The organism is Nocardioides sp. YJ-D4 (assembly GCF_054031495.1).
This window is the reverse complement of sequence record NZ_CM132932.1, coordinates 5,657,960-5,672,073: the sequence shown is the minus strand read 5'-3', so window position 1 is coordinate 5,672,073 and position 14,114 is coordinate 5,657,960. Positions and strand designations below refer to the sequence as shown.

General features: G+C 71.0%; 12 protein-coding genes. 5 read left to right on the top strand and 7 right to left on the bottom strand.

Annotated elements, in window-relative coordinates:
* Window positions 1-10 precede the first annotated feature (10 nt).
* Window positions 11-1,291, bottom strand: a complete 1,281-nt coding sequence (locus tag ACW14X_RS27095; protein ID WP_160022846.1) for an ABC transporter substrate-binding protein — start codon at window positions 1,289-1,291, stop codon at window positions 11-13.
* 160 nt (window positions 1,292-1,451) lie between these two features.
* Between ACW14X_RS27095 and ACW14X_RS27090 the strand changes: the two genes are divergently transcribed.
* On the top strand, window positions 1,452-2,480 hold the full coding sequence (locus tag ACW14X_RS27090) for a LacI family DNA-binding transcriptional regulator (RefSeq protein ID WP_457163939.1): 1,029 nt from the start codon (window positions 1,452-1,454) through the stop codon (window positions 2,478-2,480).
* 123 nt (window positions 2,481-2,603) lie between these two features.
* Here ACW14X_RS27090 and ACW14X_RS27085 read toward each other — a convergent pair whose 3' ends face one another.
* The 3 genes from ACW14X_RS27085 to ACW14X_RS27075 all read right to left on the bottom strand — a co-directional run bounded on the left by ACW14X_RS27085 (window position 2,604) and on the right by ACW14X_RS27075 (window position 5,816).
* Window positions 2,604-3,872 (bottom strand): ABC transporter permease subunit, encoded by a 1,269-nt coding sequence (locus ACW14X_RS27085; protein WP_160022842.1) that lies wholly within the window; start codon window positions 3,870-3,872, stop codon window positions 2,604-2,606.
* 79 nt (window positions 3,873-3,951) lie between these two features.
* Entirely contained in the window at window positions 3,952-4,701 is a 750-nt protein-coding gene (locus ACW14X_RS27080) for an ATP-binding cassette domain-containing protein (RefSeq protein ID WP_160022840.1), read from the bottom strand.
* Window positions 4,698-5,816 carry a sugar ABC transporter substrate-binding protein gene (locus ACW14X_RS27075; protein WP_457163938.1) on the bottom strand — a complete coding sequence of 373 codons (1,119 nt, stop codon included), beginning with the start codon at window positions 5,814-5,816 and terminating at the stop codon, window positions 4,698-4,700. Before ACW14X_RS27075 ends, ACW14X_RS27080 begins: the two co-directional genes overlap by 4 nt.
* A gap of 191 nt (window positions 5,817-6,007) precedes the next feature.
* Between ACW14X_RS27075 and ACW14X_RS27070 the strand changes: the two genes are divergently transcribed.
* Complete coding sequence (locus ACW14X_RS27070) at window positions 6,008-8,191, top strand: acyltransferase family protein (protein ID WP_457163937.1); 2,184 nt, start codon at window positions 6,008-6,010, stop codon at window positions 8,189-8,191.
* On the opposite strand, the gene ACW14X_RS27065 is transcribed toward ACW14X_RS27070, so the two are convergent.
* Genes ACW14X_RS27065 through ACW14X_RS27055 form a run of 3 tightly spaced genes read right to left on the bottom strand, consistent with a single transcriptional unit; the run spans window position 8,188 to window position 10,384 of the window.
* The gene (locus ACW14X_RS27065; RefSeq protein ID WP_457163936.1) at window positions 8,188-8,592 is read right to left on the bottom strand and encodes a RidA family protein; all 405 of its coding nucleotides are present in this window, start codon (window positions 8,590-8,592) and stop codon (window positions 8,188-8,190) included. The genes ACW14X_RS27070 and ACW14X_RS27065 overlap by 4 nt on opposite strands.
* A 26-nt stretch (window positions 8,593-8,618) precedes the next feature.
* Complete coding sequence (locus tag ACW14X_RS27060; RefSeq protein WP_457163935.1) at window positions 8,619-9,368, bottom strand: IclR family transcriptional regulator; 750 nt, start codon at window positions 9,366-9,368, stop codon at window positions 8,619-8,621.
* Window positions 9,365-10,384, bottom strand: coding sequence for a sugar kinase (locus ACW14X_RS27055; RefSeq protein ID WP_457163934.1), 1,020 nt, complete (start codon window positions 10,382-10,384; stop codon window positions 9,365-9,367). The genes ACW14X_RS27060 and ACW14X_RS27055 overlap by 4 nt, the downstream gene beginning before the upstream one ends.
* Before the next feature lie 125 nt (window positions 10,385-10,509).
* Here ACW14X_RS27055 and ACW14X_RS27050 point away from each other — a divergent pair, with 125 nt between their 5' ends.
* Genes ACW14X_RS27050 through ACW14X_RS27040 form a run of 3 tightly spaced genes read left to right on the top strand, consistent with a single transcriptional unit; the run spans window position 10,510 to window position 14,101 of the window.
* Entirely contained in the window at window positions 10,510-11,841 is a 1,332-nt protein-coding gene (locus tag ACW14X_RS27050; RefSeq protein ID WP_457163933.1) for an amino acid deaminase, read from the top strand.
* Window positions 11,842-11,852: 11 nt separating this feature from the next.
* Window positions 11,853-13,463 carry an N-acyl-D-amino-acid deacylase family protein gene (locus tag ACW14X_RS27045; RefSeq protein WP_457163932.1) on the top strand — a complete coding sequence of 537 codons (1,611 nt, stop codon included), beginning with the start codon at window positions 11,853-11,855 and terminating at the stop codon, window positions 13,461-13,463.
* Window positions 13,460-14,101, top strand: a complete 642-nt coding sequence (locus ACW14X_RS27040; protein WP_457163931.1) for a bifunctional 4-hydroxy-2-oxoglutarate aldolase/2-dehydro-3-deoxy-phosphogluconate aldolase — start codon at window positions 13,460-13,462, stop codon at window positions 14,099-14,101. The genes ACW14X_RS27045 and ACW14X_RS27040 overlap by 4 nt, the downstream gene beginning before the upstream one ends.
* The last annotated feature ends 13 nt before the right edge of the window (window positions 14,102-14,114 follow it).

The window sequence follows — 14,114 nt, the reverse complement described above, 5'->3', positions numbered from 1 at the left end:
TCAGCCATGCTCACTTCTCCTTGTCCGCGGCTTCCTGGGTCGCCGTGACGACGTCCTCAGGGGTGGCCTTGCCGGCGAACAGCAGCGCGATCTCGTCGTTCATCGCACCGCCGATGGACTCACCGAAGGCGGTGTCGAAGTAGAGCTGCACGAACGGTGACTCGTCGCGCACCTTCAGGAGCTCGGCGAGTGCCGGGTCCTTGACCGAGGAGCCGGCCGCCGGGATGGTCGGCAGGCCCATGTCGTTCTCGGCGAAGCCCTTCTGGACCTCGTCGGAGAGCAGGTAGTTCACGAGGTCCACGGCCTTGTCGGGCGCTCCCTCGGAGACCGCCCAGGCGTCACCGCCGCCGAGCTGCGCGGCCGGGTCGCCCGCGCCGCCCTCGACGGCCGGGAACGGGAACCAGCCGGTCTTGTCGCCCAGCCCCTTCTTGTCCTCGGTGAGGCCCTGCATCACGCCGGGCTCCCAGTGGCCGGCCAGCTCCATGGCGACCTTGCCGGTGGCCAGCAGGCCGCTGGCCGAGGTCGGCCCGGTCTGCGACGGGGTGGAGAGGAAGCCCTTGTTGAACGGCTTCTGGGCGACGATCTCGTCGACCGTCTCACCCGCCTCGATGAAGCACGGGTCGGAGAAGTCCAGGTCGGCGACCGCGCTCTCGAGCACGTCCTGGGAGCAGGCGCGCAGTGCGGTGTAGTACCAGTAGTGCGCGGCCGGCCAGCCGTCGCCGGCGCCCAGCGAGACCGGGGTGATGCCGGCCTGGTCGAGCTTGTCGAACGCGGCGTACAGCTCCTCCATGGTCGTCGGAGGCGCGGTGATCCCGGCCTTCTCGAAGAGCTCGGTGTTGTACCAGAACCCGACCACGCCCATGGAGAACGGCAGGGCGTACGTCTTCCCGTCGACCTGCCAGCCGGCGGCGCTGCCGCCGATCTGGTCGATGATGTCCTTGGAGTCCTCGGAGAGGTCGCGGGTGAGCCCGGCCTCGACGTGGTCGGCGAGCTCGCCGCCGCCACGCTCCATGTAGACGTCCGGGACGTCGCCGCTCTGGAACGCGGCGTCGAGCTTGGTCAGCATGTCCTCGTGGGCGAAGGCCTGGACCTTGACGTCGATGCCGGGGTTGGCCTTCTCGAAGTCCTTTGCAACCTGCTCGTAGTACCCCTTGCCGGGGTCGTTGTTGGAGTTATGCCACCACGTGATGGTCTTGTCGTCGCCACCGGAGTCGCCCGAGCCGCCACAACCGGTGGCGGCAATCATCAATCCGGCGCACAGCGCGGCGAGCGCTTGTGTCTTCCTCGACATCTTGGGACCTCTTCGTCACAGCTCTGGATGTATGGGTATGTGACTGCCGCCACATCGTCGGGGTTGAGCATGGCGCTTGCGATGGGCCTCTGTCAATCGTTGTCGATAACGTTTTCGTAGATGGTTATCGAACTTGGCCCGAGTGGGCTACTGTCGGGCCATGAGCACGCTCGATCAGCCACGCCCGCGCCGGGTCACCATCACCGACGTGGCCCGCGAGGCCGGGGTCTCGGTGGCCACCGTCTCCAAGGTGATCAACGAGCGCTACGGCGTCAGCGAGGCGACGGCCGAGAAGGTGCTCGCGGTCATCGACGAGCTCGGCTACCAGTCCTCACTGATCGCCTCGAGCCTGCGACGCAAGTCCACCGGCGTGATCGGCGTGCTCGTGGCCGAGTTCGAGCCCTACTCCGCCGAGCTCCTCAAGGGCATCTCGGCGGCCCTGGACGGCACCGGCTACGAGCTGCTGGCCCACGCCGGACGCACCGGCGCCCACAACCACACCGGCTGGGAGCGCCGCTCGCTCTCCCGCCTCGGCCACACCCTGATCGACGGCGCGATCGTGGTCACGCCGTCGATGATCATCACCGACGAGACCACCATCCCGGTCGTCGCGATCGACCCGCACACCGGGCCGGACGGCCCGATGACCGTCGACGCCGACAACATCACCGGCGCCCGGCTCGCCGTCGACCACCTGATCGGGCTCGGCCACCGGCGCATCGGGTTCCTCGGTGGGCGCCCCGACCTCCGCTCCGCCGGCCTGCGCGAGCAGGGCTACCGCGAGGCTCTCCACGACGCGGGCCTCAGCGTCTCCCCCGACCTCATCCGGGTGGGCGGCTACCACCCGGAGCTCGCCGAGGCGCCGGCTCGCGAGCTGCTCTCGCTCCCGGCCGGCGAGCGTCCGACCGCCATCTTCGCCGCCAACGACATCTCCGCGATCAAGGTCATCGAGGTCGCCGGCTCGCTGGGCCTGCGCGTGCCCGAGGACCTCTCGGTGATCGGCTTCGACAACGTACCCGAGGCCCGCGACGCCACTCCCCCGCTCACCACCGTCGCCCAGCCGCTCCACGAGATGGGCCGGGCCGCCCTCGGGCTCCTGCTCGAGCTGCTGGAAGGCAAGCAGACCGAGCGCCACCTGCGGCTGCCCGCCGAGCTGGTCGAGCGCAGCAGCACCGCTCCGCCCGCCTGAGCCTTCGTCACGGCGGTGTCCTGAGCCTGTCGAAGGGTATGCAGCGAAAGGCGCACATCCCGTGCGGAGCTCCGCTGGGGATGTGCGCCTTCACCTGCATACCGTGACGGCGGAACGAGCCCGCTACACGTGCCCTGTCGCCGATGCTCTCCGCCGGGAGAGCGCGTCGACGCTGGCCGCGACCAGGAGAACCAGGCCGGTGACCATCCAGACGGTGCCCTGGGGCTGGTCGAGCAGGCCCATCCCGTTGTCGATGACGGCCACGACGGTGCCGCCGATGACGGCGTCGATGACCCGGCCCTTGCCGCCGAAGAGCGAGGTGCCGCCGATGACGGCGGCGCCCACGGCGTACAGCAGGGTCGTCTCGCCGCCCGTGTTCGGGTTCACCGAGTTGGTGCGGCTGGCGATCATGATGCCGGCCACCGCCGCCATGGTGGAGCAGAGGACGAAGCACGACAGGCGCACCCGGAACACGTTGATCCCGGCCCTCCGTGCCGCCTCGGCGTTGCCGCCGACCGCGTAGACGTGCCGGCCCCAGGCGGTGCGGGTCAGCGTGAAGGTGAGCAGGATCAGCAGGCCGACGATCACCACCAGCGAGACCGGCACCCCCTTGAGCGAGGTCAGCGCCGGGTTGCGGCTGCGCTCGACCGAGAGGTAGCCGACCACGGCGAGCACCACGACCGTCAACAACCCGGTCTTCAGCGCCCACAGCAGGATCGGCTGCACCGTGAGGTTCTTGGCGCGGCGGCGCGCATCGGTGATGTACGTCGAGCCCGCATAGCCCACGATGCAGACGATGCCGAGCACCCAGCCGAGCCAGACCGGCAGGTTGGCGTTGTTGAGGCCGTTGATGAAGTCGTTGCGGATGGGGATCGTCCCACCCTCGCCGATCATCGTCAGGAGTACGCCCTGCAGCCCGAGGAACGCGGCCAGCGTGACCACGAACGACGGGATCCCGAGCCGGGCCACCAGCAAGCCGATGGTCAGGCCGATCACCGCTCCGGTGAGAAGAGCCGCCAGCAACGCCGGGATCAGCGGCCACTCCTGCCGGGTCAGGCACACCCCGAGCACCCCGGCGCACGTCCCGCCCGCGAACCCCGCCGACAGGTCGATCTCGCCCAGCAGCAGCACGAAGACCAGGCCCATCGCGAGCACGGTCACACCTGCCGACTGGCCGATCAGGTTGGCGAAGTTGAACGAGTTGGTGAACTGCTCGGGACGCAGCGCGGAGAAGACCACGACCAACGCGATCAGGCCCAGCACCGCGGGCAGCGAGCCGACCTCACCACCCCTGAGCTTGGCCAGGTAGGCCCGGAAGATCCCGCCCAGCGAGTTGTCGGGCTCCGGGTCCGGTGCCGCGGCGATCGTCGGGTCATCGGTGTCGGTACTCATGCCAAACCTCCGTGGCGCAAGCGCCAGAATACGGAGGCGGTGGCATGCAAGGCCCGATCGCTCGCTCGCTTGCGCTCGCTCATGCCGCACCTCCCTCAGGGACGACGCCGGTGGTGATCGCCTGCACGACCCGTTCGCGCGTCGTGGAGGAGGCCTCGATCTGCCCGACCATGCCGCCCAGATACAGGACCGCGATGTCGTCCGCGACCTCGAAGACGTCGTTGAGGTTGTGGCTGATCAGCAGGACGCCGAGACCCCGGTCGGCCAGGCGCCGCACCAGTCGGAGCACCTGCTCGGTCTGCGCTACGCCGAGAGCCGCGGTCGGCTCGTCGAGGATGACCAGCTTCGAGTTCCACAGCACGGCGCGGGCGATCGCCACGGTCTGCCGCTGGCCACCGGAGAGGGAGGCCACCGGCGTACGCACCGATTTCAGCGTACGCACCGAGAGACCGTCCAGCGTCTCACGGGCACGCTGCTCCATGCTGTCCTCGTCGACCAGCCGGAGCCGTTTCATCTCCCGGCCGAGGAACATATTGTGGACCACGTCGAGGTTGTCGCACAGTGCGAGGTCCTGGTAGACCACCTCGATCCCGAGCGCGGCGGCGTCCTTGGGGTTGGTCACCTTCACCGGCTCTCCTTCGAAGAGGTAGTCACCGGCGTCGAAGAGATGGATCCCGGCCATCCCCTTGACCAGCGTGCTCTTGCCGGCACCGTTGTCACCGACGAGCGCGGTGACCCGGCCCGCCTGCACCGTGAGGTCCACTCCGCGCAGGACCTGCACGGCGCCGAAGGACTTCTCGACGCCGTGCAGCTCCAGCAGCGAACTCACTGAGGCACGCCGTTCTCGGTGCACAGGTCGGCGATCGCGCCGGCGCACACCTCGGCGGCGTCGGCCTGGCCGTCCTCGATGACCGTCTTGACGCTCTCCTTGGTGACCCAGACGGGCTCGGCGAGCACCGAGGGCACGTCCGTGCCGGCCTCGGTGTCCTCGACGCTGCCGGTGGCCAGCGCCTCGGCAGCCTCCTCGTCGCCCTCGATCAGCGCGATCGCCAGGTCCGCGGCGGCCTTGGCCTCGAGCGCGGTGTTCTTGTAGACGGTGCCGCACTGGAAGCCCTGCAGGATGTTCTGCAGGCCCTCGACCGAGGCGTCCTGGCCGGTCACCGGGATCTTGCCCTGGGCGTTGTTGGCCTTCAGCCGGGCGATGATGCCGCCGGCCATGGTGTCGTTGGCCGAGACCACGCCGTCGATCTTTCCGCCGTTGGCGGTGTACATCTGGTCGAAGACCTTGCCGGCCTTGGTGGCGTCCCACTCCCCCGACTGGTCGCCGACCAGCCTGTAGGTGCCGTCGGCGATCTTCGGCTCGAGCGCCTTCTCGTAGCCCGACTTGAACAGGGCCGCGTTGTTGTCGGTGGCCGCGCCGTTGACGTAGACGATGTTGCCGCCCTTCTTGCCCGCGGCGGTGATGCACTCGTCGAGGCCAGTGCCCATCAGCTCGCCGACCTTCACGTTGTCGAAGGAGACGTAGTAGGAGGCGCCGCCGTTGAGCGTCAGCCGGTCGTAGTCGATGCTCGTCACGCCCGCGTCGGCGGCCTTCTTCAGGCAGGCCGCGCCCGACTCGGAGTCGAGGTTGGTGATGATGATGACCTTGACGTTCTCGTTGATCATGCTGTCGCACAGCTGACCGAACTTGGCGGTGTCGCCCTGGGCGTTCTGGATCGTGGCCTCGAGGCCGGCGTCCGCGAACGCCTTCTCGAGGTTGGGCCGATCCTGGGACTCCCATCGGGGAGACGTGGTCGCGTCGGGGAGGATCACTCCGACGTCGGTGCCGCCCGAGTCTCCCGAGTCGCCACCGTCATCCGAGCCTCCACATGCCACGAGCGATGCGGTCGACAGGGTCGCCACCGCTGCGACCGCCATCAGGCGGCCGATCTTGTGCGTGTTCATCGTCGAACTCCTCAGTCCTGGGTGTGATCTAAGTCACGTCGGGGTGCAACCTATCTCCTTCAGCGGCGATATGAAGCGGTTCTGAGGAGATCTCGACGGCGGTTTGATAACGGCCGTATGCCTTCACGTCATCACTGCTCGTTACGGTGCGACGGCTCCCACCCGCCCACGTCGACTAGAACAGCGATCACGTGACCGCCATCTCGGATTTCCGCACGCCCACGAACAGCCGGGCCGACAGCGATCCCAACAGCCCCAAATCTGGGCACACCGTCGAGCACACCTCCGGACATGTCAGCGAGATCCACGGGCTGCGCGGCATCGCCCTGGCGCTCGTGGTCGCCTTCCATCTCTTCGGCAACGGCCGGGTCTCGGGCGGGATCGACGTCTTCCTGGTGATCTCCGGCTTCCTCGCCACCCGGTCACTGGTCGGCAGGGCCGAGCGCGGCCGGGTGCGACTGGGCGAGCACTACGGACGTACGTTCGCGCGGCTCGCCGCACCGGCGCTGATCGTGCTGGCGGCCACGGCCGCGCTGATGGTGGTCTTCATCCCGCAGACGCTGTGGACGCAGACGACCCGCGAGCTGTTCGCGGCGGCGACCTACACGCTCAACTGGGAGCTGATCGCCAGCCAGCTCGCCTATGGCGCCGCGGGACCGTCCTCGACGCCGGTGCAGCACTTCTGGTCGCTCGCGGTGCAGGGGCAGTTCTTCCTGCTGTGGCCGCTGGTGGTCGTCGGGCTGGCTCTGGTGCTGCGCGTCGTCGCGCGCGGCCGGCTGGGGCGGCTCAGCCTCGCCCGGGTGCTGTTCGTGCTGACCGCTGCCGCGTTCGCCCTCTCCTTCGCCTATGCGATCAAGGTCTCCGGAGCCGACCAGGCGGCTGCGTACTTCAACTCCATCACGCGCTTCTGGGAGATCGCCGCCGGTGCCCTGACCGCGCTCGCGCTGCGCCGCCTGAGCCTGCCCGAGAAGATCAAGCCGTACGCCGCCTGGACCGGCCTCGCCCTGGTCGTGACCTGCGGTTTCGTGATGGACGGCGCGGACCACTTCCCGGGACCGCTGGCCCTGTGGCCGGTCGCCGGGGCGCTGCTGGTGATGGTCGGCTCCACCCCGTCGCCACGTGGGCCGCGGCGCCTGCTGGAGACCCGCCCGCTGCGGTTCGTCGCCGACATCTCCTACGAGCTCTACCTGTGGCACTGGCCGCTGCTGATCGCGTGGCTCTACTACACCGGCGGGGAGCGGCTCACCGTCGCCTCGGCCGCGGGCGTGCTGGTCGTCTCGACGCTGCTCGCCTGGGCGACCAACCGCCTCGTCACCCGCCAGGTCCAGACGTACGTCATCAGGCCGGGCGGTCCGCGAGCCCTGGTCGCCACCCTGGCTGCTCTGGTGGTCGCCGTCGGCGCCGGGTGGAGCGGCCTGGTCGCGATCGAGCACTCCGAGGACAGGGCGATCGCGGCGGCGGCCCGGCTCGCCACCGCCGACCCGTTCACGACCGAGTGCCTCGGCGCGTCCGCGCTGGCGGTGAGCTCCACGGAGGGCTCGTGCCGCAACCCCGATCTTCAGGGCGAGCTGATCCCGGCGGTGGCCGCGATCGGCGCGGACGACGAGAACCGGGGCGAGTGCTGGTCCTTCGAGGAGCGTCCGGTGCGCTTCAGCGCCTGCCCCAACGGGGCGGTCGAGGGCTACCGCAAGCGGCTGCTGATGGTCGGCGACTCGCACGCCGTCGCCCCGGTCGGCGCCCTCGACCTGATCGGCGACCAGCGCAGCTGGCGCATCGACGTCGCCGCCCGTGCCGCCTGCCACTGGAACACCCGGCCGCTCGGCCGGAGCATCGCCGACAACCGCCCCGCCTGCGCGGAGTGGAACCGGCAGCTCGAGGCCTACCTGCGCGCTCCCGAGCAGCAGGACCTCGACGCGATCATCGTCACCCATTCGGCCCGCAAGACGACCCAGCCGCTGGGCGGCGAGACGCCGTACGAGTCGACGGTCAACGGTCTGGTCGAGGCCTGGAGCCACCGGCCCTCGAAGAAGGTCCCGGTGATCGCGCTCGTCGACAACCCGATGTTCGAGCCCGACAACGCCGCCTATCTGCGCACCACACTGGGCTGCATCCAGCGACACTCCCCCGAGACCGCCGGCGAGGCGTGCGGGCGGCCGCGCACCGACGTACTCGTTAAGGACCCGCACCGCGACGCGGTCGCCCGCGACCCCAACGCGCACCTGGTCGACCTGACCCACCTGTTCTGCGGGGAGGAGGTCTGCCCGGCGGTGATCGGCAACGTCATCGTCTACCGCGACGGCAACCACATCACCTCGCGCTACGCCCGCACCCTGGCGCCCTACCTCAGCCGGGAGCTCGCCCGGGTCGTCGACTAACGGGCGACGGCGAGCGCGTCGATCTCGACGAGCATCTCCTCGCGCGGCAGGCCGGTCATCACGGTCGTGCGACACGGGAGGATGCCGCCCTCGGCGACGCGTGAGCCGATGAACTCGCCGTAGGCATCGTTCATCGCGGCGAAGTCGTCCCGGGTGGTGAGGTAGACCCGGAGCATCAGCACGTCCTCGAAGCCCGCGCCGGCGGCGGCCAGGATCGCCTCCACGTTCTGCAGGGTGCGTACGGTCTGGGCCTTCACGTCGCCGGGGAACAGGTACTCGTTCGTGGCGGGGTCGACCGGGCCCTGGCCGGAGACCTGGATCAGGCCGCCGCGGACCACGCCCTGGGAGAAGGTGTGCGCGGGAGCCGGGGCCTGGTCGGTGGAGATGCGGGTGTCGGACATGGGATGGGTTTCCTCTCGGGGTGTTCTCATGAGCTCCGGCCGGCCCAGTCGGCGGAGATCGCTTCGGTGGCCGCGAGGAGCTGCGGCACCAGGGCTCGCACTCCGTCGCGGGGCAGGATGACGTCGGGCACGGAGACGGAGACCGCGGCGACGACGCGCCCGGCCTCGTCGCGTACGGGCGCCCCGACGCAGTTGATGAAGTCCTCGTGCTCGGCGGCGTCCTCGGCCCAGCCCTGCTCGCGGGTCCGGGCGAGCACCTCGTGGTAGCTGGCCGCGTCGGGGATGGTGCGGCTGGTGAACGGCCGGAAGTCGATGCCGGCGACCGCCGCCTCCTGCTCACCCGGAGGCAGCCCTGCGACCAGCACCTTGCCGACGGCAGTCGCGTGCAGCGCCGCGGGCAGACCCACCCGGGAGTACATCCGCACCGAGTGGGTGCTCTCCACCTTGGCGAGGTAGATGGCCGTGCCGTTCTCATAGGCAGCCAGGTGGACGGCCTGGCCGCCCGTCTCGGCCGCGAGGCGGGTCAGGTGGGGCTGGGCCACGTCGCGGATCGCGTGCTGGGAGAGCGCCGCGGTGCCGAGGGCGAACAGCCGGGAGCCGAGGTGGTAGCGCTGGCGGTCGTCGCGGCGTACGAAGCGGTCCGCCTCCAAGGTGTGCAGCAGCCGCATCGCGGTGGTCTTGTGCACGCCGAGACTGGCGGCCACCTGGTCGAGGGAGCGCTCGCCCTCACCGAGCTCGATGAGGATCTGCAGCGCGCGGGAGAGACTCTGGCTCATCGGGCCGCCTCACGGATCGCCGGGGAGTCGATGCCGGCGGCGCTCACCCGGGTCGCGGCCCAGTCGTCCTCGGAGCAGTCGAGCAGCCTGGCACGTACATCGGCGGCCGGAGGCCGCGCGTGGTCGCCGGTCGCGGCCAGCACCCCCGCCGCGACCAGGTGGCCCTGACGCAGCCGGCCGACCGGGCCGGTCCCGTCGACGAGCGCGGCGAGGTAGCCCGCCGCGAACCCGTCGCCCGCGCCGACCGGCTCCACGACGTCGACCCGGAGCGCCGGGACCTGCGTGGCACTTCCGTCCGCGTCGTACTCCCCGGCCGCGTGGGAGTCGGCCTTGATCACCAGCCGAGGACGCTCGCCCAGAAGGTCGCGGAGGTCCTGCGGACCATGCGCGCCGAGCGCTGCGCGTGCCTCGTCGGCCCCGAGCAGAACGATGTCGGCCGCGCGCAGCAGGTCGATCAGCGGCGCGGTGCTGCGCCCGGCCCACAGGGCCGGTCGCCAGTTGAGGTCGACGCTGAGCCGGAAGCCGAGCTCGTCGCGCAGCGCCAGCAGGCGGGTGACCAGCGTCGATCCCTCCTCGAGGATGCCGAGGGTGATCCCGGAGGTGTGCACCACCTCGGCCGAGGCCAGCGCCTCCATGACGCCGGGCCGGTCCAGCAGGGCGGCGTCCATCGCGGCCGCCGCGGATCCGGCTCGGTAGTAGTGCATGCGGCTGCCGCCGGGGGCGGGGTCCTTGACGTAGAGCCCGGTCGGGCGCTCGGGATCGCGCTCGGCCTCGACGATCACGCCGCGGCCGGTCAGGTCGTCGGTCACGACGTCGCCGAACGGGTCCTGACCGAGCCGGGACACCCAGGCGGTCCGCACCCCGAGGGCGGCCAGGGCGCCGGCCACGTTGGCCTCGGCGCCACCGACCGAACGGCGCAGGGTCGTCGCCACGGCGAGCGGCTGGTCGCCCTCCGGACGCAGGACGACCATCGCCTCCCCGAGACAGACCACTCGCACGTCTCCGCTACTGCCCACGGATGGAGCTCCTCCCCTGTTGGTTCATCGCCGAGCCGTTGACGCCCGGTGTGCCCGATGCTACAACTAACGAATCGAAATACGCAATCACCGTTGCATAATGTGCAACGAAGGAAGGACGGGCCATGGATCACCCGGCAGCCCACATCGACACAGCGGCCGTCGCGGCGCTGCGCGAGGAGCGGGTCGACTGGCGCCACAAGGCGATCCCGCCCGCGCTGTGGGGACGTACGGTCGCCGAGGTGCTCGAGGCAGCGCCGCGGCTCTCGCAGCTGCCCACGCCCGTGCTCTCCCTCTCCCGCGTCGCGATGACCCACAACCGTGACGTGCTGGCCGCCTGGTGCGCGGAGCGCGGCATCGCCCTGGCTCCGCACGGCAAGACCACGATGGCTCCGCAGCTGTGGGCCGAGCAGCTCGCCGCCGGCGCCTGGGCGATCACCGTGGCGAACCTCCCCCAGCTCGCCGTCGCCCGCGCCTTCGGCGTCTCCCGGGTGATCGTGGCCAACGCGATCGTCTCCCCGCTCACCCTGCGCTGGATCTCCGACCAGATCACCGAGGACGCGGGGCTGGAGGTGCTGGTGTGGGCCGACTCGCCACGGACGGTCGCCCTGATGCACGAGGCGCTCGCTGCCCATGCCGCCGAGGCCGGGCCACGGCGACCGCTCGGCGTCCTCGTCGAGCGCGGCGCCACGGGCGGTCGCACCGGTGCCCGTGACGAGGAGACCGCGGTCGCCGTGGCCGAGGCCGTCGCGGCCTCACCCCACCTGGAGCTCGCCGGAGTCACCGGCTACGAGGGCGCCCTGGCGCACACCACCGACGAGGCCGCGCTCGGCGTCGTCCATGCGTACGTCGACAGCCTGGTCTCCCTGCACCGGCGGATCTCCGGCCTGTTGCCCGCCGGTCGGGCGCCGGTGGTGAGCGCCGGCGGCAGCGCCTACTTCGAGCAGGTCGCCGACGCGCTCGCGCCGCTGGTGACCGACGCGGAGGCCCGCGTGGTGCTCCGCAGCGGCGCCTACATCACCCACGACGACGGCTTCTACCGCGGCATCTCCCCCTTGGGGAGCGCGCCCCGCACCACCGGTCCCGGCCTGCGCAGCGCCCTGCACGGCTGGGTGCGGATCAGCTCCCAGCCGGAGCCGGGGCTCGCGCTCTTCGACGCGGGCAAGCGCGACCTGCCCTTCGACGAGGGCATGCCCGAGGCGCAGCTGCTGCGGGCACGGACGACCGGCTCCCCCGCGACCCCGCTCTCGGGGGTCGCGGTGACCGCGCTCAACGACCAGCACGGCTTCCTCCGCTGGGACCCCGCCACCGAGGCGCCCGTCCTGATCGGCGACGAGCTCCGTCTCGGGCTCTCGCACCCGTGCACCGCCTTCGACAAGTGGGGCCTCATCCCGGTCCTCGACGACGCCGACGCCGACGACCCGGTCGTCGTCGACCTCGTGCGCACCTGGTTCTGAGAGGACCCGCCATGACCGACCTGCTCATCCGGGACGCGACCGTCATCGACGGCAGCGGCGCTCCGGCCTTCCACGCCCACGTCAGCATCGACGCGGGGCGGATCACCGGCATCCACACCGATGCTTCGGCACCGGTCGCGCGGCGCACCATCGACGCCGCCGGGCGGACGCTGACCCCGGGGTTCATCGACATGCACGCCCACTCGGACCTGCAGATCCTGGTGAACCCCGACCACACCGCCAAGGTGAGCCAGGGCGTCACCCTCGAGGTCGTCGGGCAGGACGGCCTCTCGTTCGCGCCCGCCGACCCGGCGACGCGCGCCCACCTGCGCCGGCAGATCGCGGGCTGGAACGGCGAGCCGGACGACTTCGACTTCGACTGGGACACCGTCGCCGGCTACCTGGACCGCCTCGACCGCGGGATCGCGTGCAACGCGGCGTACCTCGTCCCGCAGGGGACCCTGCGGCTGATGGTCGTCGGCCCGGACAACCGGCCGGCGACCGCCGCCGAGATCACCGAGATGGCCCGGCTGCTCCGGGTCGGTCTCGACGAGGGCGCGGTGGGGATGAGCAGCGGCCTGACCTACCCGCCGAGCATGTTCGCCGACGACGGGGAGCTGGCCACGCTGTGCCGGGTCGTCGCCGAGGCGGGCGGCTACTACAGCCCGCACCACCGGTCCTACGGGGCCGGTGCGCTGGAGGCGTACGCCGAGATGATCGAGGTCGCCCGGGCCTCCGGGTGCGCCCTCCACCTGACCCACGCGACGATGAACTTCGAGCCCAACCGTGGGCGCGCCGGGGACCTGATCGACATCATCGACGCGGGGCTGGCCGACGGGGTCGACATCACCCTCGACACCTACCCCTACCTCCCCGGCGCCACGACGCTCAGCGCCGTGCTGCCCAGCTGGTCCACCTCCGGCGGCCCCGACGCCCTGCTGGCGCGGATCGCGGATCCCGGGGACCGTGCCCGGATCGCGCACGAGCTCGACCATGTCGGCACCGACGGCTGCCACGGCTGCGTGACCGACTGGCGCACGATCCAGATCAGCGGCGTACGCAACCCGGAGCTGTCACGCCACGTCGGCCGGACCGTCGCCGAGATCGCCGAGGAGACCGGCCAGGTGGCCACGGACGTCTTCTTCGACCTGCTCGTCCGCGACCGGCTGGCCACGACGATCCTCCAGCACGTCGGTCACGAGGAGAACGTGCAGACGATCATGCGGCACCGCACGCACTGTGGCGGCAGCGACGCCATCCTCGTCGGCGATCGCCCGCATCCACGCGCGTGGGGCACCTTCCCCCGCTACCTCGCCCGCTACGTACGCGAGCTCGGCGTGCTCGACCTGGTCGGCTGCGTCCACCACCTGACCGGCCGTCCCGCGGCCAGGCTCAAGCTGCGCGAGCGCGGCCTGGTCCGGGAGGGGTACGCCGCCGACCTGGTGCTCCTCGACCCCGACACGGTCCAGGACACCGCCACGTTCGAGCAGCCGCGGCAGCAGGCGCACGGCATCGACTGGGTGCTGGTCAACGGCACCGCCGTCATCGAGGACGGCCACCGCACCGACGCACTGCCCGGACGGGCGCTGCGCCGCACCGACGAAGGGACCCGAGCCCGATGAGCAACACCGTGATCGAGACGCTACGGGCCGACCAGGCACTGGTCGTCGTACGCGCCTCCCGGCTCGACGACCCGGTCGCGCTCTGCCGCGCACTGGCCGCCGGAGGCATTCGGACCGTCGAGCTGACCTACACGACCCCGGGCCTCACCGACCTCCTCGCCCAGGTCAGCGCCCGGATCGACACCGACGACATCGTGGTCGGCGCCGGAACGGTGCTGAGCGCCGATCAGGCTCGCGCCGCGCTGGCGGCCGGCGCCCGGTTCCTGGTGACGCCGGGCCTGCCGCCGGAGGCGGCGGAGATCGTCGCCGAGGGTCACGCCGCGGGTGCGGCCGTCGTCCTCGGTGCCCTCACCCCGACCGAGGTCCTCACCGCGACCACGCTCGGCGCCGACGCGGTCAAGATCTTCCCGGCGCGGGCCGTCGGGCCGCGCTACTTCTCCGACCTGCGGGGACCGTTCCCCGAGGTCGCCCTGATCCCTTCCGGCGGAGTCGACGAAGACAACGCCGCGGAGTTCCTGCGGGCCGGCGCCATCGCCGTGACCGCTGGGACGTCGGTGGTCCAGCCCGCCGACGTCGACGAGGCCCGATGGGAGCAGATCACCACCAACGCCGCCCGGTTCCGTGCAGCTCTGCGCTGAGTCCATCCCCGAT

Coding starts and splice junctions, on each gene's coding strand:
- ACW14X_RS27065 (WP_457163936.1), bottom strand. CDS start 8,592: ATGTCCGACACCCGCATCTCCACCGACCAGGCCCCGGCTCCCGCGCAC.
- ACW14X_RS27060 (WP_457163935.1), bottom strand. CDS start 9,368: ATGAGCCAGAGTCTCTCCCGCGCGCTGCAGATCCTCATCGAGCTCGGT.
- ACW14X_RS27040 (WP_457163931.1), top strand. CDS start 13,460: ATGAGCAACACCGTGATCGAGACGCTACGGGCCGACCAGGCACTGGTC.
- ACW14X_RS27090 (WP_457163939.1), top strand. CDS start 1,452: ATGAGCACGCTCGATCAGCCACGCCCGCGCCGGGTCACCATCACCGAC.
- ACW14X_RS27075 (WP_457163938.1), bottom strand. CDS start 5,816: ATGAACACGCACAAGATCGGCCGCCTGATGGCGGTCGCAGCGGTGGCG.
- ACW14X_RS27095 (WP_160022846.1), bottom strand. CDS start 1,291: ATGTCGAGGAAGACACAAGCGCTCGCCGCGCTGTGCGCCGGATTGATG.
- ACW14X_RS27050 (WP_457163933.1), top strand. CDS start 10,510: ATGGATCACCCGGCAGCCCACATCGACACAGCGGCCGTCGCGGCGCTG.
- ACW14X_RS27085 (WP_160022842.1), bottom strand. CDS start 3,872: ATGAGTACCGACACCGATGACCCGACGATCGCCGCGGCACCGGACCCG.
- ACW14X_RS27045 (WP_457163932.1), top strand. CDS start 11,853: ATGACCGACCTGCTCATCCGGGACGCGACCGTCATCGACGGCAGCGGC.